The following is a 19,016-nucleotide window of genomic DNA, read 5'->3' as shown; positions in this document are numbered from 1 at the left end:
TTTGCACAACCCTGAGAGGTGGCTCACACGCCTAGTCTTGGGCAAGGGGAAACGACAACTACTCACGAACGGACGTCAACGATGACTGTGCCCACCTACACAGAACAGCGGCCAGCGGCGCCAAGCCGGCGCACGGGCCTGGGTGCCCAGCTGCTGCGCCGCAAGCCGATCGGACAGATGGTCAACGAAGCCGAAACAGGACACGGCGGCACCCGCCTGGTCCGCAGCTTCGGCGTGCTGCAGCTGACCATGATCAGCGTTGGGGCCACGCTGGGCACCGGAATCCTGGTGATCCTGGGAGAATCCGTTCCGATGGCAGGCCCGGCCATCTGGATTTCCTTCGCGATCGCAGGGGCCGCTGCCTTGCTGTCCGCGGTGTCCTACGCCGAAATGGCGGGACTCGTGCCGGTGGCCGGTTCCAGCTATTCCTACAGCTATGCCACCCTGGGCGAGGGCATGGCCTGGATCTGCGGCTGGTGCCTGGTGCTCGAATACGCAGTCTCCGTAGCCGCCGTCGCTGTCGGCGCGGGCCAGTACGTGAACGAGAGCCTGGCCATCTTCGGGCAGGTCCTGCCGGAAGCCGTCACCCAGCCGCCAGGCGACGGCGGAGTCATGAACATTCCCGCCATGATCATTGTCCTGCTGGCGATGGTCCTGCTGGTCCGCGGCGCCAAGGAAAGCGCATGGGTCAACACCGCCATCGTGGTGATCAAGGTGGCAATCCTGATCTTCTTCTGCGCCGTGGCCTTCACCGCGTTCAACGCCGGAAACTTCGCCCCGCTCCTGCCGATGGGCGCGGCCGGCGTCTCCGCAGCCGCCTCCACTGTCTTCTTCTCCTACATCGGCTTCGACGCGGCCTCCACGGCCGGCGAGGAAGCCAGCAACCCCAAGCGTGACCTGCCGCGGGCGATCATGCTCTCCATGCTGATCGTCACCACCATCTACGTCCTGGTGGCGGTCGCCGCTATCGGAGCCCGCCCGTGGGGCTGGTTCGACGGGACCGAAGCCGCCCTGGTCAAGATCCTTGAGGAGATCACCGGGCAGCCCTGGGTGGCACTGGTCTTTGCGGTGGGCGCCGTCTTCGCCATCGCCAGCATTGTCCTGACGGTCCTTTACGGACAGACCCGCATCCTTCTCTCCATGGCCCGCGACGGACTGGTGCCCGGCATCTTCGGCCGCGTCTCGCAGCGGACCGGAACGCCCGTTGCCGGCACCCTGATTGTCGGCATTCTCGTCGCGCTGACAGCAGGCATGGTTCCGTTGGGGGCGCTCGCAGACGCTACGAGCATCGGCACGCTGTTTGCCTTCGCCCTGGTGAACGTCGCCGTCATTTACCTGCGCCGCACCCGGCCGGAACTCAAGCGGACGTTCCGGGTGCCGCTGTTTCCCCTCACGCCCATCCTCGGCGCCCTCATGTGCGCGTACCTCATGGCCAACCTCGGCGCTGACACCTGGGTGACCTTCGGCGTCTGGATGCTGGTGGGACTCGCAGCCTACTTCGGCTACGGACGGCGCCATTCCAGGGTGGCTTCCCTCAGCGACCAGGAATACCGTGAATTGTCCAGCCGCGAACTTTCGAACACACCGACTTCGAGTACACCGTCAAACCCCGAAACCATGAAGGCAGACCTGCCATGACAACCGCTACCGAACTGCCGGCCTCCGATCCCTCGAGCACGGCACCCTTCGCCCCGTCCGCCGGCGCCGCCACGGCCGTTGCCGACCGGCCGGACCTGGCACCCGTGACCATGCTGAACCCGGATTTCCCGTTCAGCTACGACCGCTACCTGGCCCACCCGGACGGCCTGGGATCTGTCCCGCCTGAACTGCACGGCACTGAAGTGGCCGTGATCGGCGCCGGATTGTCCGGCCTCGTGACCGCCTACGAACTCATGAAGCTCGGGCTCCGGCCGGTGGTCTACGAGGCGGACCAGATCGGCGGGCGTTTGCGCACCGCGGCCTTCCCGTCCGCCCCGGGCGTGGTGGCAGACCTGGGCGGCATGCGCTTCCCGGTTTCCGGCAAGGCGTTCTACCACTATGTGGACCTGCTCGGCCTGGAGACGCAGGACTTTCCCAACCCGCTGGCGCCGGCAACCTCCAGCACCGTGATCGAACTGGCAGGAAAGAAGCACTACGCAAGCACGGTGGCGGACCTGCCGCCGTTCTTCCGGGAAGTGGCCGAGGCCTGGAAGGCGGCCGTGAACGACGGCGCCCGGTTCACTGAGATGCAGGACGCCATCCGGGCACGGGACACAGTCCGGATCAAGGAACTGTGGAACGAACTGCTGCCGCTGATGGACGAGCAAACGTTCTACGGCTTCATTGCCGCCAGCGAATCGTTCAAGCAGGCAGGTTTCGCCCACCGTGAGGCCTTCGGGCAGGTGGGGTTCGGCACCGGCGGCTGGGACACCGACTTTCCCAACTCCATCCTTGAGATCCTGCGCGTCGTCTATACAGACGCCGACGACCAGCACCGGCTCATTACCGGAGGAGCGCAACGGCTCCCCGAGGCACTGTGGCACCACGCGCCGTCGGGCATGGCCCACTGGCCGGAGGGGACCTCGCTGGCGTCCCTGCACTCCGGCTCGCCCCGCGGGGCGGTGGAGCGGATAGGCCGCGACGCCGGCGGCGACCTGCGCATCCGTGAGCGCTGGGGCCGTGAAGCCGCCTACCCGGCGGTGGTGACCACCTGCCAGTCATGGCTCCTGTCCACGCGGATCCACACCGAGGAAGCGCTGTTCCCCGCCGAGCTCTGGACGGCCATTGAGCGCTCGCACTACATGCAGTCCTCGAAGACCTTCGTAATGGTGGACCGGCCGTTCTGGAAGGACATTGATCCCGCCACGGGCCGGGAAACCATGTCCATGACCCTGACGGACCGGCTTAACCGCGCCACCTACCTGCTGGACAACGGACCGGACAAGCCCGCGGTGATCCTGCTGTCCTACACCTGGAACGACGACGCGCTGAAGTGGCTCGCGCTCGACGCCGACCAGCGCGTTGAGCTGATGCTGCACTCGCTGGAACAGATCTACCCGACTGTGGACATCGCCAGCCACATCGTGGGCCAGCCGATTACTGTGTCCTGGGAGGCGGACCCGAACTTCATGGGAGCCTTCAAGGCGAATCTGCCCGGGCACTACCGCTACCAGCAGCGCCTCTTCACCCATTTCAAGCAGGACGAACTGCTTGAGGCGCAGCGGGGCATTTTCCTGGCCGGCGACGACATCTCCTTCACCGCCGGGTGGGCAGAAGGCGCCATCACCACTGGCCTCAATGCGGTATGGGGCGTCGTGAACCACCTCGGCGGTTCCTCCTCGGCTGCCAACCCCGGCCCCGGCGACCTGCTCGACGAGCTGGGCCCGATCAGCCTGGACTAGCCCAACCCCAACCAGGTAGCACATGGGGCCGTTCCCAGCGCTGGGAACCGCCTCTGCTGCTACTTAGTTGGGTCGGCGTGCATTTCGCGGTGCGCTTTCGCCAGGTCGCGGTAGTGCGCTGCGTTTCGCTTCACGCCGTCGAACTCCTCATCCGTGAGTTCACGGCGCACCTTGGCCGGGACCCCGGCCACGAGGGAGCGCGGAGGGACAACGGTGCCCTCCAGCACAACGGCGCCGGCCGCCACGAGCGAGCCGGTGCCGATCACTGCGCCATTGAGGATGGTGGCACTCATCCCGATGAGGCAGTCATCCTCGACGGTGCAGCCGTGCACCACCGCGCTGTGCCCGACGCTGACCCGGGCCCCGACGCTGCAGGGAAAGCCGGGGTCGGCGTGCAGCACCACGTTGTCCTGCAGGTTGCTGCCTGCGCCGACAGTGATGGCGGCCGTATCAGCCCGGACGGAAACACCGTAAAACGCGCTGGCGTCCTCGGCGAGCGTGGCGCAGCCGATGACCGACGCCGTCGGAGCGACGAAAACCGAGGGGTGGATGTCCGGCGAGTCACCGGCGAAAGGGTAAATGGGAGCCATGCCACCCAGCCTAAAGCACGCCGGACGCGCCGAAAGCGCGCCGCACACGGGTCCACTCGGCGTGATTAACCAACCGTCCGGGAGAGTGCTTCGCCAAGCACGCGGGCGCCTTCCGGGAAGGCGCCAGGGTTTGGCCCTGCGTAGTTGAGCCGGATGAACGGTCCTGCCGGTTCGGCGGGAAACCATTCCGTTCCAGCGGCGATGATGACACCTGCTCTCTCGCATTCGCGGGCGAGCAGTTCGACGTCGGTTCCGTCCGGCAGGCGGGCCCAGAGGTTGAGTCCGCCCTTCGGAACATGCTCAATGTGGGCCTGCGGTGCGTGTTGCAGCAGGCTCGTCAGCAGAAGGTCGCGGCGGGACTGGAGCTGGTGCCGGAGGCTCCGCAGGTGCGTCTGCCAGCCCGGCTGCGTGACGACGTCGAGCGCCGCGGCCTGGAGGAGGCCGCTGACGTACATCGACTCAGCTCCCCGGTCGGCAAGGATCCGCTCGCGGGCAGGTCCGCGGGCGATGACGGCGGCAATCCGGATGGCAGGGGAGACGCTCTTGGTCAGCGACCGGAGGTAAACAATGTGGCCCGAATCGTCCTGCGCGGCCAGGGGAAGTGGGGTGGTGTTGATGCCGAAATCGTGCGCCCAGTCGTCCTCCAGGAGGAACGCGCCGTTCTCACGCACCACGTTCAGAACCTGTTCGCCGCACCGGGCGTGCCACTGCGCTCCGGTGGGATTTGCATAGCTTGGCTGGGCATAGAACATCCGTGCTCCGGTCTCCCTGAAGGCGCGGGCCAGCTCGTCCGGGTCCGGGCCCTCGGGACCGCTGGGCACAGGAATGACCCGGACGCCTGCCTGCGCCGCCGCCAGGATGGCTCCCCAATAGGTTGGGGATTCCACGAGCAGTGGCTGCCCGTGGCCGACGAGAGCCCTGAAGATGGAGCTGAGTCCGCTTTGGCTTCCCGGGAGCACAACGACGTCGCTCGGCGTTGGCGGGGTGATGCCGGCCGGCGTGAAGGCGCCGAGTTCGTGGGCGAACCAGGACTGGAGTTCGGGGAGCCCGGCGGCCGGAGGGCGGGACAGCGCTGCCTCGCTCCGGGCCGCCCTGGTAAGCGCTGCGCGTACCAGCCGTTCCGGCAGGAGTTCGCGGTCCGGATAGCCGGAATGGAACGCGATGACATCGTTCGGAGTGCTGCGCATCGCCGTGGAGGCCGGTCGAAGAGGCGCCTGAGGGGACCGCAGTGCGGCCGTTTGCCAGCCGTAGTCCGAGGGCTGCGCGGTCCGGACAGCACGCACGAACGTCCCCACCCCGGGCCGGCTCTCGATGACACCTTCCCTGCTCAGGGCGTGCAGTGCCTTCTGAACGGTCACGGGGCTGACCTGGTAGTCGGCCACGAGCGAGCGGGTTGAGGGCAGCCTCGAACCCGGTGCGGCTCCGGCGATCCATTCCCTCAGCTGCGAGGCAATTCGCGAGGTGCTATCGTTGTTCATGAGAGACAATAGTAGCGCTATCGTGCCCGTTCGCCCAGTGCTATCGCCGGAAGTGCGTCCCGGAGTAACTGCCGCCGGACCGACTGCTACTGAACCGACTCCCACTGAACCGACTCCCACCGGACCGGAACCCGCCAGACGGGCACGCAGCGGATTGTGTTGGGGCCTCCTTGGTGTAACGGCCTTTTCGCTGACTGTTCCGCTGACGCGTCTGGCGGTGGAGGGGCTGTCACCCTTGTTCATTGGGTCCGGCCGCGCCGTCGTTGCGGCTCTCCTGGCCGCCGCAGCGCTGATCGTGACGCGGCAACGCCTTCCGCGCGGCGGGCAGTGGGTGCGGCTGGCGGTGGTCGCCGGAGGGATCGTGATCGGATTCCCGATGCTGACGTCCTTTGCGTTGACGGCCGCGGACGCCAGCCACGGAGCAGTCGTGATCGCCCTGCTGCCCGCCGCGACTGCCACGATGGCGGTTCTCCGCGGCCGGGAGCGTCCGCAACGGGCCTTCTGGTTTGCGACAGCCGCGGGAGCCTTGGCCGCCATCGCTTTCGCCTTCCTGCAGTCCGGTGGCTTCGGCCAGGTGCACTGGACGGACTTGCTGTTTTTCGGTGCAGTGCTGGCAGCGGCCGTGGGCTACGCCGAAGGGGGACTGCTGGCCCGCGAGCTCGGCGCCTGGCAGACCGTATCCTGGGCCCTGGTCATCGCTTCGCCCCTGATGCTTGTTCTTATGGCCCTCTCCGTCTCCGGGCAGCAGCCGGGCACGATCGTGCCGTGGGCGACGCCCGTGCAGTGGGCGGCCTTTGCCTACCTTGGCGTCATCAGCATGTTCCTGGGCTTTTTCGCCTGGTATCACGGACTTGCCATAGGGCCAATGGCACGGGTCAGCCAGGTTCAACTTGCCCAGCCGGTGATGAGCATCTGCTGGGCGGCGCTCCTGCTGGGCGAACACCTGACGTGGGCCACTGTTATCGGCGGACTGGCTGTCATAGCCTCCGCCGGCATGGCCGTCCGTGTGCGGCTCAACCGGCCGCCCGCCACGTAACCCGCGCGTACCAACGATCACGAATCCTCCCCACAGCCATCGAAACGGAAAGAGCCTGATGTACACCCCAGCACACTTCGCCGCCAGCCCCGACGCCATCACAGACCTCCTGACCAGACCGGCAGCCGCTAACCTCGTCACCGCCACGGCGCAGGGCATCCTCGCCACCATGCTGCCTCTCATCTACGAACCTTCCGCCGGCGAACACGGCGCGCTGCACGGGCACCTCGCACGGAACAATCCGCAATGGTCCGCGCCTGCACTCGGTGAGTCGCTGGTCATCCTTCAAGGCGCCGACGCCTACGTCTCGCCGTCGTGGTACGCCTCAAAGCGCGAGCACGGACGGGTCGTGCCGACCTGGAATTACTCCACCGCCCACGTATACGGCGAGCTCGTTGTCCACGAGGACGCAGCCTGGCTTGGCAATCACGTCAGGCAACTGACTGACGTCCACGAGGCAGGCTCGGACCGCCCGTGGTCTGTGGACGATGCCCCGGAGCGGTTCATTTCCGGGCAGCTGCGTGCCATCGTCGGCGTCGAACTGATCATCAGCAGGATCGAGGGCAAAACCAAGCTCAGCCAGAACCGGACAGACGCCGACATCAGCGGTGTCATTGCCGGGCTGCAGGCGGTTGGACAGCCGGAGATCGCGGCGGAGGTGGAGCGGGCGCGGCGGGAACGCCGCGGCTGACGGGCTCCATGCATCAGTAAGACCACACGCATCGGTCCCCACTGAAACGGGCCAGCCCGGTACTAGGGAAGGACGACGGCGATGGGCGCGCCGGGTTCGGCCACGCGCTCAAGCTCCCGTACGACGTCGTCCGCCTGGTCCGCCGTGAGCCCCGTCAGGGACTCGACCGCCCAGACGGCGGGAAATGTGTTGTCCGCGAAGGGCAGACGGTCGGGCTGGGCCACCGACACGCTCAGCCGGCGGGCGACGGCATAGCGGACGTTCCCGTCGAAGGGATCCACGCCCGTGTAGTGGATCCCGGCCTGGACGAACCGGACGCCGTCGTCGCCCGGGCCGCAGCACACATTCAGGACTGAGTGCCGTCTTTGGGTCTTGAGCAGGGCGATGAAGGGTTCCAGTGAGGTGTCTGTCAGCAGAGTCATCGTATTAACCAGTCTCAGTTAAGACACCCGCCGCTGGGAACCTCAGGCTGAAGCTTTTCAGCTGCATGCCGCTGAGCTGAAAACCTGCGTCAGTTAAATACAACCGTCCGGTTGCCGTCCAGAAGCACACGGTGCTCGGCGTGCCACTGCACCGCCTGGGCCAGCGTGCGGCCTTCCACGTCGCGGCCCATCTGCACGAACTGCTCGGGGGTGCGGGCGTGGTCCACCCGGATCACTTCCTGTTCGATGATGGGCCCTTCATCCAGCGCGGCGGTGACGTAGTGCGCCGTCGCGCCGATCAGCTTCACGCCGCGGGCGTGGGCCTGGTGGTACGGCCTGGCGCCTTTGAAGGACGGGAGGAAGGAGTGGTGGATGTTAATGGCTTTGCCGGTCAGTTCCTCGCACAGCTCATCAGAAATGATCTGCATGTACCGGGCCAGGACGGTCAGTTCAATGCGTTCCTCGGCGATGATCTGCCGCAGCTTGTTCTCGGCCTCATCTTTCGTCTCGGGAGTCACCGGTATGTAGTGGAACGGGATGCCGTAAAACTCTGCGAGCCCGGCCAGGTCGTTATGATTTGAAACGATGGCGGGAATCTCGATGGGCAGGGTGCCGGAACGCTGCAGGAACAGCAGGTCGTTCAGGCAGTGCGCGGACTTGCTCGCCATCAGCAGTGTGCGGACCTTCTGACCGGCGGGGCTGAGGCTCCACTGCATGCCGAAGGCCTCGGCCACGGGCTCCAGGGCGGCCTGGACCTCGCTGCGCTGGGCGGCGGTGGTGGCCTCGACCCGCATGAAGAAGGTTCCCGTGGCCTGGCTCCCGTACTGCTGGGAGTCAGTAATATTGCAGCCCGCCACGAGCAGGGCACCGGCCACGGCGTGGACGATGCCGGGGCGGTCCGGGCAGGACAGGGTTACTACGTATGCTTTGGCGGGCTGGTCTTCAATCACGAAGAACAGCCTACCCGCGCGGCGGCGCCGCTTTTGATAATGTGGTGGCGTCGCAACTGGCGTTTGGGTGGCTAACCACCAGGGAGCGGCATTCACGAAGACCACGGATCGTACGCCTGGGCCGAGGGTCATGTTTTGCCGGTATTGCTGCGCTTCTCGGAGAGCAGCCGCCTTGTGTGCGCTGCGGCGCCCTGATATAGACCTGCGCCCGGAGTTTTCCGGATCGTGGTCATCGAGGGGCGGAGCCGCGCGCATGCCGGTAGCCTGACCTTAGCAGTGCCCATCCCTAGCCAGGAGATCCTCGTGACTACTTCACCGACTTCCCTCAGCACTTCCTCCGACGTCAGCAACCAGCCGCTTGCCGAACTCGACCCCGAGATCGCCGCGGTACTGGACCAGGAGCTCGGCCGCCAGCGCGGCACCCTGGAGATGATCGCCTCCGAAAACTTCGCACCGCGGGCAGTGATGGAAGCCCAGGGCTCCGTCCTGACCAACAAGTACGCCGAAGGTTACCCGGGCCGCCGCTACTACGGCGGCTGCGAATACGTCGACATCGCCGAGCAGCTGGCCATCGACCGGGTGAAGGACCTGTTCAGCGCCGAATACGCCAACGTCCAGCCGCACTCCGGCGCGCAGGCCAACGCCGCAGCTCTCTCCGCCATGATCACCCCGGGGGACAAGATCCTGGGCCTTTCCCTGGCACACGGCGGACACCTGACGCACGGCATGAAGCTCAACTTCTCCGGCAAGCTCTACAACGTGGCCGCCTACCAGGTGGAGCAGGACAACTTCCGGGTGGATATGGACAGGCTGCGCGAGCAGGCCATCGCCGAGAAGCCGCAGGTCATCATCGCCGGCTGGTCCGCCTACCCCCGCCACCTCGACTTTGCAGCCTTCCGCTCCATCGCCGACGAAGTCGGCGCACTGCTCTGGACAGACATGGCGCACTTCGCCGGCCTTGTTGCAGCAGGACTGCACCCGAGCCCGGTGCCGCACTCCGACGTCGTCACCTCCACCGTGCACAAGACCCTCGCCGGTCCCCGCTCGGGTGTGATCCTGGCCAAGCAGGAGTGGGCCAAGAAGCTCAACTCCAACGTCTTCCCGGGCCAGCAGGGCGGACCCCTCATGCACGTCATCGCTGCCAAGGCCGTGGCCTTCAAGATCGCCGGCACCGCCGAATTCAAGGAGCGCCAGGAGCGCGTCCTGGAAGGCGCCAAGATCATTGCCGACCGCCTGAACCAGTCCGATGTTGCCGAGGCCGGCGTCTCGGTCCTCACCGGCGGCACCGACGTCCACCTGGTGCTGGTTGACCTGCGCAACTCGCAGCTGGATGGCCAGCAGGCCGAGGACCTCCTGCACTCCGTGGGCATCACCGTCAACCGCAACGCCGTGCCGTTCGACCCCCGCCCGCCGATGGTCACCTCAGGCCTGCGTATCGGCACGCCTGCCCTGGCCACCCGCGGCTTTGGCTCGCAGGAATTCACCGAGGTTGCAGACATTATCGCCACCGCGCTGAAGGCCGGCTCGGCCACCGATGTGGAGGCCCTGCAGGCCCGCGTGGACAAGCTCGCCGCCGACTTCCCGCTGTACCCGCAGCACGAGCAGTGGTAATCCGTGACTGAAACTGCAAAAACCGCGCAGGTCCTTGATGGCAAGGCAGCTGCCGCCGCCATCAAGGCCGAATTGACCGAACGCGTGGCCGCACTCAAGGCCAAAGGCGTTACACCGGGACTGGGCACCATCCTCGTCGGTTCCGATCCCGGCAGCACGTGGTACGTGAGCGGCAAGCACAAGGACTGCGCGGAGGTGGGCATCACGTCCATCCGCCGCGACCTGCCCGAGGACATCAGCCAGGAAGACCTTCTGGACGTGGTCCGCGAGCTGAACGGGAACCCGGACTGCACGGGCTACATCGTCCAGCTGCCGCTGCCCAAGCACATCGACCAGGACACCATCCTGGAGGCCATGGATCCGGACAAGGACGCCGACGGCCTGCACCCGATGAACCTGGGCCGGCTTGTTGCCAACATCAGCGGTCCCATGAAGTCCCCGCTGCCGTGCACGCCCAAGGGTTGCGTGGAGCTGCTGGCCCGCCACGGCATCGACCTCAAGGGCAAACGCGTCCTGGTAGTTGGCCGCGGCGTCACCATCGGCCGCCCCGTGGGCCTGCTGCTCACCCGCAAGGACGTCAACGCCACCGTGGTCCTGGCCCACACCGGCACCGTTGACCTGCCCGCGGAACTCCGGCAGGCCGACGTCGTGATCGCTGCAGCCGGCGTGCCGCACCTGGTCAAGGCGGAGGACCTGAAGCCGGGTGCAATCGTGCTCGACGTCGGTGTGTCCCGTGTGGACGACGGCTCCGGAAAGGCGGTGGTCACCGGAGACGTACACCCCGACGCCGCCGACGTCGCCGCCTGGCTGTCCCCGAACCCGGGCGGCGTGGGTCCGATGACCCGCGCCATGCTGCTGTCCAACGTGGTGGAAAGCGCAGAGCGCCAAGCAGGCATCTAAGGCTCAACCAGCGTCAAAGCAACGCGGGGTCACGTACAGTGGCCCCGCGTTGCTGCGTTTCTTGAGATCCGGCTATTCCTTTGCTCCGCGGCGCGGGCTAGCGTAATGGGGTGCCCGAACTCCACTCTTCCGAACAAACGTCCCGAAAGCCCGTGTCCGGCGAAGAAGCCAGGTCCGCAAAAGATCCGGCACCTGGCCCTGGCGAGTACGTGATCGCCGCGGAGAACCTGACCAAGACCTATGGCGACGTCACCGCCGTCGACGGCATCTCCTTCAGCGTTCCCGCGGGGGAGGCGTTCGGGCTGTTGGGGCCCAACGGCGCCGGCAAGTCCACCACGATGAAAATGATCGGCGGCGTGTCCCAGCGCACCTCGGGCAGCCTGACCATCATGGGCCTGGACCCGGAGCAGCACGGTCCGGAAGTCCGGGCGCACCTTGGCGTGGTGCCACAGCAGGACAACCTGGACGAGGAGCTCAAGGTCCGGGACAACCTGCTGGTCTACGGGCGCTACTTCGGCCTGCCCATGAGCTACCTCAGGCCTAAAGCTGACGAGCTGCTCGAATTCGCGCAGCTGACGGACAAGGCGAAGTCCAAGGTGGACGCCCTGTCCGGCGGCATGAAACGCCGCCTCACCATCGCCCGATCGCTCATCAACGAACCCCGCATCCTGCTCCTGGATGAGCCCACCACGGGCCTTGACCCGCAGGCGCGGCACATCCTCTGGGACCGGCTGTTCCGGCTCAAGGAACAGGGCGTCACGCTGATCCTGACCACCCACTACATGGACGAGGCAGAGCAGCTGTGCGACCGGCTCATCGTGGTGGACAAGGGCCGGATCATGGCGGAAGGCTCGCCGGCCAGCCTGATCCGGAACTATTCCACGCGGGAAGTCCTGGAGCTGCGCTTCGGGTCGGAGCGGAACGCCAGCGTTGGTGCGGAACTGGAAGGCATCGGGGAACGGCTGGAGACCCTGCCGGACCGCGTCCTGATCTACACCCAGGACGGCGAGGCGGCCCTCGAGGAAGTCTCCGCCCGCGGCCTGCGCCCGCTCACGTCGCTGGTGCGCCGGTCCTCCCTGGAGGACGTCTTCCTCCGGCTTACGGGCAGGAGCCTCGTTGACTGAGCCGCTGCCCCCAAGAGGCACCCTCTCAACGGACGTTCCAGCACGTCCGACGGCGCGGCCTCCTTTGCGTGCCCACGCGCCGGAGGTTTCTGCCGCGAGGGCGCGGCGCTGGGGCGCTTTCTACTTCGCCGAGCATGTCCTGCGGGTGATGAAGGGCTACGGCTGGTCGATTTTCCTTTACAGCGTGGGGCAGCCCGCGGCCTACCTGTTTGCCATGGGCGTGGGCCTGGCCACCCTGGTGGAGGCGAACGGCGCGGCAGTCTTCGGCGGGGTCAGCTACCTGACCTTCATTGCGCCGGCCCTGCTCATCTCCGCCGCCGTGATGACCGCAGCCACCGAATTCACCTTTCCCGTGATGGACGGTTTCAAGTGGCGGCGGGTCTACTACGGGCCGCACGCATCGCCGCTCACTCCGGAACAGATCGCGGCGGGCCAGATCATCGCCGTGACTGTGAGGTTCTTCCTGCAGTCCGCGGTCTACTTCGCCATCGTCGCGATGTTCGGCGCCTCGCCCAGCGGCTGGGGGTGGGGGTCCGTCCTCGTGGCCACGCTGGCCGGGTTGTCGTTCGGGCTGCCGCTGATGGCCTACGCGGCGACCATCAAGGACGACAAAGGGCAGTTCGCCATGGTCATGCGCTTCATCGTGATGCCGCTCTTTCTGTTTTCCGGAACTTTCTTCCCGCTGGACACGCTGCCGCTGCTGGTCCGCTGGGTCGGCTGGATCTCGCCCATCTGGCATGGAACAGAACTGGGGCGCGTCCTGAGCTACGGCTATGAGGAGCCGCCGGTCCTGACAATCATCCACATCGTGTTCCTGCTGGGCCTGGCCTGGTTCGGCTGGGTGCTCACCAAGCGGCAATTCGCCAGGAGGATGGGGCAATGAGCGTCCTGACGCAGGGCCACAGCGTTACCGAGGAGGCGCGGAACCGGCGCTTCGGCCCGCTGTACTCCCGCAACGCCCGGGCGGTGATCGGGCGGGGCCTGATGGCCACCAAGAGCAGCAACTGGCTGGTCATGCTGTCGGGGTTCTTCGAGCCGGTGCTGTTCCTGCTTTCGATGGGCATCGGCATGGGGGCGGTGGTGGGCTCGGTCGCGGGGCCAGGCGGGCAGGAGATCAGCTATGCCGCCTACATCGCGCCGGCACTCCTGGCGGTCTCGGCCATGAACGGCGCCGTGTACGACTCAACGTGGAACGTGTTCTTCAAGATGAACTTCGCCAAGCTCTACCAGGGCATGCTCTACACCTCCCTCGGCCCGCTCGATGTGGCGATGGGGGAGATCTTCCTGGCGCTGCTGCGCGGCCTGCTCTACGCCACCGGGTTCACGGCCGTGATGGGGCTGATGGGACTCATCACCACGCCCTGGGCGCTGCTGATGATCCCCGCCTCCGTGCTGATCGCCTTCGGCTTCGCCAGCTTCGGCATGGGCCTGACGAGCTTCATGAAGACCTTCCAGCAGATGGACTGGATCAACTTCATCATGCTGCCCATGTTCCTGTTCAGCGCCACCTTCTACCCGCTCAGCGTCTACCCGCAGTTCATCCAGTGGCTCATCCAGGCCATGCCCCTGTGGCACGGCGTGGAGCTGCTGCGCCAGATCAGCGCGGGCACCTTCACGCCGGCCACGGCCATCCACGTCGGCTACTACCTGGTGATGATCGTGCTCGGACTGATGCTGACCACCGGCAGGCTCAGGAGCCTGTTCCTGAAGTAGCTGCTTTGCTGATGGATGCCCTGCTGTTGGTTGCCCTGCTGTTGGTTGCGGACCCGCGGGTGTTCGCCGCCGGTGGAAGCGTTCAGGGGCACCCCGTTGGGTTTGAGACAATAGCTGCATGCAATCTCTGGGCAGCTCCAAATCTTCCTCCAACCCGGCTCGGGGCGGATTGTTCCGCATCAGCGGCCCTGGCCTTCTGGTCCTGATCACCGCCTTCCTGGTCGCCGTCATCTTCGCGGCCAACCAGAACGACGTCGTCGGCTGGGTGGTCGCTGTCATCGCGCTGTTCTGGCTCCTGCTGGCATCGTTCGTGGTGTTCAGCATCCAGAAGGCGGCAAAGAAGGCCGGAGCGAAGCTGAACGAAGCGCAGCATGCCTTCAACGCTGCCGCCGGCCGTGCGCCGGGGCGCGGCTCAGCAGACCACGGCGGAACCCGCCTGGTGTACGAACGCGGCGAGGCCGAGGAAGTCCGGGACATGAAGCTGGACCACTCCTTCAAGATCGTCCAGGTGCAGGTCCGCGTCGTGGAACAGGAGCGGGCCAAGGGAGCCGCCGCCGACCAGGACACCATCCGGCGTGCCCTCGAAACCATCGAAATAACCGCCACCAACGCCAGGGACATGATTAAGTCGTCGGGCGGTTCTGGTGAACCCGTAACCGGAACCATCATCGACTAGAGTGGAGCGGGTGAGCTCGGCATTGAAGAAGGACCACCTTCGCATCGCAACAGTCAACGTCAACGGCCTTCGGGCTGCCTACAAAAAGGGCATGGCTGAGTGGCTGGCGGACCGCGAAGTGGACATCCTCACCCTGCAGGAAGTCCGCGCTCCGGACGCGATTGTCCGCAGCCTGCTGGGCGACGGGTGGCACATCCTGCACGCAGAGGCGGAGGCCAAGGGCCGCGCCGGCGTCGCGATCGCATCCCGTGAGGAGCCGCTGGTAACCCGCGACCACATCGGGGACGACTACTTCGCCACCGCCGGCCGCTGGGTGGAGGCGGACTTCCGCCTCTGGGACGCCGAGGGCAATGCCTCCCAGCTGACCGTTGTGAGCGCCTACGTGCACTCCGGCGACGTGGGGACTCCCAAGCAGGTGGACAAGTACCGCTTCCTGGACGCCATGACCACGCGGCTGCCCGAGCTGGCCAAGCACAGCGACCACGCCCTGGTGACCGGCGACCTGAACGTGGGCCACACCGAGCTGGACATCAAGAACTGGAAAGGCAACGTCAAGCGTGCCGGCTTCCTGCCCGAGGAGCGTGCCTACTTCGACCGCTTCTTCGGCGAGGAGATCGGATGGAAGGATGTTCACAGGGGCCTGGCGGGTAACGTCAACGGCCCCTACACCTGGTGGTCCCAGCGTGGCCAGGCCTTTGACAATGACTCTGGCTGGCGCATCGACTACCACATGGCCACCCCCGGACTCGCAGCAGCTGCCGTGTCGGCAGTCGTGGACCGGGCGCCCTCGTGGGACACACGTTTCTCTGACCATGCACCGCTGGTAGTGGACTACCGGCTCTAGTCTTAAGGCCTCCGACGAATGACCTCCACCCCCATCGTGACCGACGGCTCTGCTGCCGGACAGCCCGCCGCCAACCTCCAGCCGAACGGCAAGAGCGGACAGGACGCCGGGATCCGCCACCGCATCCTGTCGGGGATGCAGCCCTCCGCCGACTCCCTGCACCTGGGCAATTACCTCGGGGCACTCGTGAACTGGGTCCGCATGCAGGAGGAATACGATGCCGTATTCTTCATCCCCGATCTGCACGCCATCACCGTTCCGCAGGATCCCGCCGAACTTGCCCACCGGACCCGCGTCACTGCCGCGCAGTACATTGCGGGCGGAGTGGACGTCAACAAGTGCACCCTGTTCGTCCAGTCCCAGGTGCCCGAACACGCACAGCTGGCCTGGGTCCTGAACTGCATCACAGGCTTCGGCGAGGCATCCCGCATGACGCAGTTCAAGGACAAGTCGCTGCGCCAGGGCTCGGATTCCGCCAGCGTGGGCCTGTTCACCTACCCCATTCTGCAGGCCGCGGACATCCTGCTCTACCAGCCGCATGGCGTACCTGTGGGCGAGGACCAGCGTCAGCACGTGGAGCTCAGCCGCGACCTCGCCGCACGGTTCAACACCCGCTTCGGCAAGACCTTCACCGTTCCCGAGCCGTTCATCCAAAAGGAATCGGCGAAGATCTACGACCTGCAGCTTCCCACCGCCAAGATGTCCAAGTCCGCGGATTCGCCCAATGGCCTGATCAACCTGCTCGACGAGCCGAAGGTCATTGCCAAGCGGATCAAGTCCGCCGTGACCGACGCCGATACGGAAATCCGGTTCGACCGTGAGACCAAGCCCGGCGTGTCCAACCTGCTGACCATCTACTCGGCCATCACAGGGCAGACCGTGGACCAGCTGGTGGCCGCCTACGAGGGCAAGATGTACGGCCACCTCAAAGTGGACCTGGCGGAGGTGGTGACGGAGCGCCTGACGCCGATCCGCGACCGAGCGAACGAACTGCTCGGCGACCCGGCGGAGCTGGACCGGCTGCTGGCCCACGGTGCTGACAAGGCCCGCGAGATCGCCTCGGCCACCCTCGCCGACGTCTACGCCAAGGTCGGCTTCCTGCCATACGCGGGAGCCCGCTAAGACGATGCCCGTCAACAGGAGAGACGGCGAAGGAATGAGCCTTGGGGTCATCCTGGGCTTCCCGCCCGGTATTGCCGAGGAACTGCAGCGGTGGCGTGCGTCCTTCGGGGACCCCATGGCCACGGTCATCCCGGCACACATCACGCTCGTCACCACCACGCCCACGGACGACTGGGAGGCCGCACGGGACCACGTCCGCGAAGTGGCGCGGACCCAGGCACCCTTCATGGTGACAATCGCCGGCACCGGCTCCTTCCGGCCGGTGTCCCCGGTGGTCTTCATCAACGTGGAGGAGGGGTTCGAGGAATGCGTGGAACTGCACGAGAAACTGCAGGCCGGACCGCTGGCCCGTGACCTGCCTTTTGCCTACCACCCCCACGTGACGATCGCCCATGACGTCGCCCCGGAAAGCCTCGATGAGGCCGAAACGGTCCTGAAAGACTACAGAGCAACCTTCCCCGTGGTTAGCATGGGACTTTACGAGCACGATAGCGACGGTATCTGGCAGCTACGGGAAGAACTTGACTTTGGCACCGAATCGGACGACCAACGGGAACCGCTCCGAGCAGCAGACGCCGGAGGGGCAGCCGCTTCCCACTGAGCAGGCGCGCCTGAAGCTGGAGATCATCCGCAAAAAGGTGGAGTGGGGCAAGACCCGCCGATCGGGCAAGGGCTTCGTACCCCAGCTCATGGCCATGTTCCAGTGGCTGCTCGCCCGGCTGAACGCGTTCCGGCCCATGCGGGCATGGCAGCACTACACCCTGCAGCGCGGACCGCTGCTTAGCGCCGGTATTGGCTTCAACATGTTCTTTTCCATCACGGGCCTGCTTACTACTGGTTTTTCCGTTGCCGGACTGTTGCTTCGGGGCCAACCCGCGCTCCTTGACAGAATTGTGACCAGCGTGTCCGCAGCCGCGCCGGGACTGCTAAAAACCGACGGCCGGGAAGGACTGGTGGCCCCCGAGGAGCTGCTGAACCCCGACGGGCTTGGTTGGACGGCAGTCATCGCTGCCGCGGTGACTGTGGTGACGTCTCTGCGCTGGATAGGCGGAATGCGCGGTGGTCTGCGCATTGTGCATCAACTGCCTCCGGAGAAGCTGAACCCCGTGGTCCGCATGGTCAAAGACGCGGGAATACTCCTGCTGCTTGGAATCGCTCTCGTGTTCAGCGCAGGAGTATCGCTGGTCTTCGGCACGGCGGCCGGCTGGGTAACCGAACAACTCCGGCTCGATCCGCTGCTCTCCTGGCCCTTGACCACATCCATCAAAATCGGCGTGCCACTGCTGCTGGGATGGGTTACGGCCATCATCATGTTCCGGTTTGCCGGGGGACTTAGGCTGTCCCGCCGGGCACTGCTGGAAGGGACTATCCTGGCGGGCGTGGGTACCGCTGTCCTGCAGGTCTTCAGCACTGAACTGCTGGCCGGCGCCGGGCGCAACCCCATCCTGGCCCCGTTTGCCATCATCATTGGGCTGCTCATCTGGTTCAACCTGGTCAGCCAGGTCTACCTGGTGGCCGCCGCGTGGTCAGCCATCCGGGAAGAGGACCTCCGGGCCGCTGGGGGCATGAAAACCACCGGTTGGGGGCCACGCCAGGTGCAGCCCGGAAAGACCCCGGTGGAACGGAATCGCGTCGCCGATCATCCCAGGCCCGTGGGTGTCACTGCGCGGCGTCGAGGTACTGATCGGCCCACGCCGCAATAATTTTCGCTGCCCGTGCTGCCTGGCCCTTTCCGGTGAGCAGGTGGTCGCTGCCCTCAAGCGAAACGAAGCTGCGCGGATGACGCGCGGTCTGGAAAATCGTGCTGGCGTTCTCGATGCCCACCGTGTTGTCCGTGGGGGAGTGCAGTACCAGCAGGGGCCTGTGCAGCCGCTTGATGCAGTCGGTGAGGTCGGCATTCTCCAGATCCTCAACAAAGTGCCGGCGGATCTCCACGCGCTTGCCGCCGAGGTCGACCTCCGCGCTGCCCTCGCTGAGGATCTTGTCCAGGGCGGCATCAAAGACATGGGCCACATGCTTCGGTGAGAAGGGGGCGGCCACGGTGGCAACGGCGTCGAGCTCGGGAATCTCGGAGGCGGCGGCAAGAACGGCAGCGCCGCCGAAGGAGTGTCCCACCAGCAGCGAGACGGCGCGGCCCTCTGTGCGCATGAACTCGGCGGCGCGCACGGTATCGGCCACCTTGTGGCTGAACGACCCCTCCGACCATTCACCTCCCGAGCCGCCCAGGCCCACGTTGTCGAAGCGGAGCATGCCGATCCCGTGGTCCGCCAGCGCTTTGCACATGCGGGACGCCGCAGGGCTGTCCTTGCCGAGGGTGAACCCATGGGAGAACACGCCCCAGCCCTTCACCGCCCCCTCCGGGGTGTCCAGGATGCCGGAAAGCAGCTCGCCGGTGGAACCTTCGAAGGTGACTTTTTCGGAGCGGGACATCTGTTCCTCCTCGGTGGTTTGCTGGAAAAACGACGACGGCGCCGCTCAC

Annotated in this window: 19 protein-coding genes; 14 read left to right on the top strand and 5 right to left on the bottom strand. The window is 66.0% G+C overall.

Annotation, left to right across the window (positions count from 1 at the left end; genetic code table 11):
• Nucleotides 1–81 precede the first annotated feature (81 nt).
• Together ACIP9X_RS11410 and ACIP9X_RS11405 are read left to right on the top strand one after the other, a co-directional pair.
• Entirely contained in the window at nucleotides 82–1,638 is a 1,557-nt protein-coding gene (locus tag ACIP9X_RS11410) for an amino acid permease (protein WP_400479836.1), read from the top strand.
• Nucleotides 1,635–3,380 carry an FAD-dependent oxidoreductase gene (locus tag ACIP9X_RS11405; RefSeq protein WP_400479835.1) on the top strand — a complete coding sequence of 582 codons (1,746 nt, stop codon included), beginning with the start codon at nucleotides 1,635–1,637 and terminating at the stop codon, nucleotides 3,378–3,380. Before ACIP9X_RS11410 ends, ACIP9X_RS11405 begins: the two co-directional genes overlap by 4 nt.
• 59 nt (nucleotides 3,381–3,439) lie before the next feature.
• On the opposite strand, the gene ACIP9X_RS11400 is transcribed toward ACIP9X_RS11405, so the two are convergent.
• On the bottom strand, nucleotides 3,440–3,970 hold the full coding sequence (locus tag ACIP9X_RS11400) for a gamma carbonic anhydrase family protein (protein ID WP_400479834.1): 531 nt from the start codon (nucleotides 3,968–3,970) through the stop codon (nucleotides 3,440–3,442).
• Between the two features lie 65 nt (nucleotides 3,971–4,035).
• The gene (locus ACIP9X_RS11395; RefSeq protein ID WP_400479833.1) at nucleotides 4,036–5,448 is read right to left on the bottom strand and encodes a PLP-dependent aminotransferase family protein; all 1,413 of its coding nucleotides are present in this window, start codon (nucleotides 5,446–5,448) and stop codon (nucleotides 4,036–4,038) included.
• A 154-nt stretch (nucleotides 5,449–5,602) separates the two neighbouring features.
• Here ACIP9X_RS11395 and ACIP9X_RS11390 point away from each other — a divergent pair, with 154 nt between their 5' ends.
• Nucleotides 5,603–6,484: a DMT family transporter gene (locus tag ACIP9X_RS11390; RefSeq protein WP_400479896.1), complete on the top strand. Its 882-nt coding sequence runs from the start codon at nucleotides 5,603–5,605 to the stop codon at nucleotides 6,482–6,484.
• A 58-nt stretch (nucleotides 6,485–6,542) separates the two neighbouring features.
• Nucleotides 6,543–7,175 (top strand): FMN-binding negative transcriptional regulator, encoded by a 633-nt coding sequence (locus ACIP9X_RS11385; protein ID WP_400479832.1) that lies wholly within the window; start codon nucleotides 6,543–6,545, stop codon nucleotides 7,173–7,175.
• Between the two features lie 62 nt (nucleotides 7,176–7,237).
• Here ACIP9X_RS11385 and ACIP9X_RS11380 read toward each other — a convergent pair whose 3' ends face one another.
• Complete coding sequence (locus tag ACIP9X_RS11380; protein WP_400479831.1) at nucleotides 7,238–7,597, bottom strand: class I SAM-dependent methyltransferase; 360 nt, start codon at nucleotides 7,595–7,597, stop codon at nucleotides 7,238–7,240.
• Nucleotides 7,598–7,686: 89 nt separating this feature from the next.
• Nucleotides 7,687–8,547 carry a formyltetrahydrofolate deformylase gene (gene purU / locus ACIP9X_RS11375; protein WP_400479830.1) on the bottom strand — a complete coding sequence of 287 codons (861 nt, stop codon included), beginning with the start codon at nucleotides 8,545–8,547 and terminating at the stop codon, nucleotides 7,687–7,689.
• A gap of 303 nt (nucleotides 8,548–8,850) precedes the next feature.
• On the opposite strand from purU, the gene glyA reads away from it, so the two are divergent.
• The 10 genes from glyA (at nucleotide 8,851) to ACIP9X_RS11325 (ending at nucleotide 18,240) form a co-directional block, all read left to right on the top strand.
• Nucleotides 8,851–10,158: a serine hydroxymethyltransferase gene (gene glyA, locus ACIP9X_RS11370; protein WP_400479829.1), complete on the top strand. Its 1,308-nt coding sequence runs from the start codon at nucleotides 8,851–8,853 to the stop codon at nucleotides 10,156–10,158.
• A gap of 3 nt (nucleotides 10,159–10,161) precedes the next feature.
• Nucleotides 10,162–11,058: a bifunctional methylenetetrahydrofolate dehydrogenase/methenyltetrahydrofolate cyclohydrolase gene (locus ACIP9X_RS11365; protein ID WP_400479828.1), complete on the top strand. Its 897-nt coding sequence runs from the start codon at nucleotides 10,162–10,164 to the stop codon at nucleotides 11,056–11,058.
• 152 nt (nucleotides 11,059–11,210) lie between these two features.
• Nucleotides 11,211–12,182 (top strand): ABC transporter ATP-binding protein, encoded by a 972-nt coding sequence (locus ACIP9X_RS11360; protein WP_400479895.1) that lies wholly within the window; start codon nucleotides 11,211–11,213, stop codon nucleotides 12,180–12,182.
• Nucleotides 12,183–12,186: 4 nt separating this feature from the next.
• Entirely contained in the window at nucleotides 12,187–13,065 is an 879-nt protein-coding gene (locus ACIP9X_RS11355) for an ABC transporter permease (protein WP_400479894.1), read from the top strand.
• Entirely contained in the window at nucleotides 13,062–13,895 is an 834-nt protein-coding gene (locus ACIP9X_RS11350) for an ABC transporter permease (RefSeq protein WP_400479827.1), read from the top strand. Before ACIP9X_RS11355 ends, ACIP9X_RS11350 begins: the two co-directional genes overlap by 4 nt.
• Before the next feature lie 118 nt (nucleotides 13,896–14,013).
• Nucleotides 14,014–14,571: a hypothetical protein gene (locus ACIP9X_RS11345; RefSeq protein WP_400479826.1), complete on the top strand. Its 558-nt coding sequence runs from the start codon at nucleotides 14,014–14,016 to the stop codon at nucleotides 14,569–14,571.
• Between the two features lie 10 nt (nucleotides 14,572–14,581).
• The gene (locus ACIP9X_RS11340; RefSeq protein WP_400479825.1) at nucleotides 14,582–15,415 is read left to right on the top strand and encodes an exodeoxyribonuclease III; all 834 of its coding nucleotides are present in this window, start codon (nucleotides 14,582–14,584) and stop codon (nucleotides 15,413–15,415) included.
• Nucleotides 15,416–15,433: 18 nt separating this feature from the next.
• Nucleotides 15,434–16,537, top strand: coding sequence for a tryptophan--tRNA ligase (gene trpS / locus ACIP9X_RS11335; RefSeq protein ID WP_400479824.1), 1,104 nt, complete (start codon nucleotides 15,434–15,436; stop codon nucleotides 16,535–16,537).
• Nucleotides 16,538–16,541: 4 nt separating this feature from the next.
• Nucleotides 16,542–17,138, top strand: a complete 597-nt coding sequence (locus tag ACIP9X_RS11330; RefSeq protein WP_400479823.1) for a 2'-5' RNA ligase family protein — start codon at nucleotides 16,542–16,544, stop codon at nucleotides 17,136–17,138.
• A 37-nt stretch (nucleotides 17,139–17,175) separates the two neighbouring features.
• Nucleotides 17,176–18,240, top strand: a complete 1,065-nt coding sequence (locus tag ACIP9X_RS11325; protein ID WP_400479893.1) for a YihY/virulence factor BrkB family protein — start codon at nucleotides 17,176–17,178, stop codon at nucleotides 18,238–18,240.
• On the opposite strand, the gene ACIP9X_RS11320 is transcribed toward ACIP9X_RS11325, so the two are convergent.
• A complete protein-coding gene (locus ACIP9X_RS11320; protein WP_400479822.1) occupies nucleotides 18,197–18,967 on the bottom strand; it encodes an alpha/beta hydrolase family protein in 771 nt (256 codons plus the stop codon). The two genes, ACIP9X_RS11325 and ACIP9X_RS11320, sit on opposite strands and share 44 nt — an antisense overlap.
• Nucleotides 18,968–19,016 lie beyond the last annotated feature (49 nt).

The sequence above is a fragment of the Arthrobacter sp. NPDC093125 genome (assembly GCF_044754225.1).
Taxonomy (GTDB): domain Bacteria; phylum Actinomycetota; class Actinomycetes; order Actinomycetales; family Micrococcaceae; genus Arthrobacter.
Note: the sequence above shows the minus strand (reverse complement) of the source record. Positions and strands in the feature narration are given on the sequence as shown.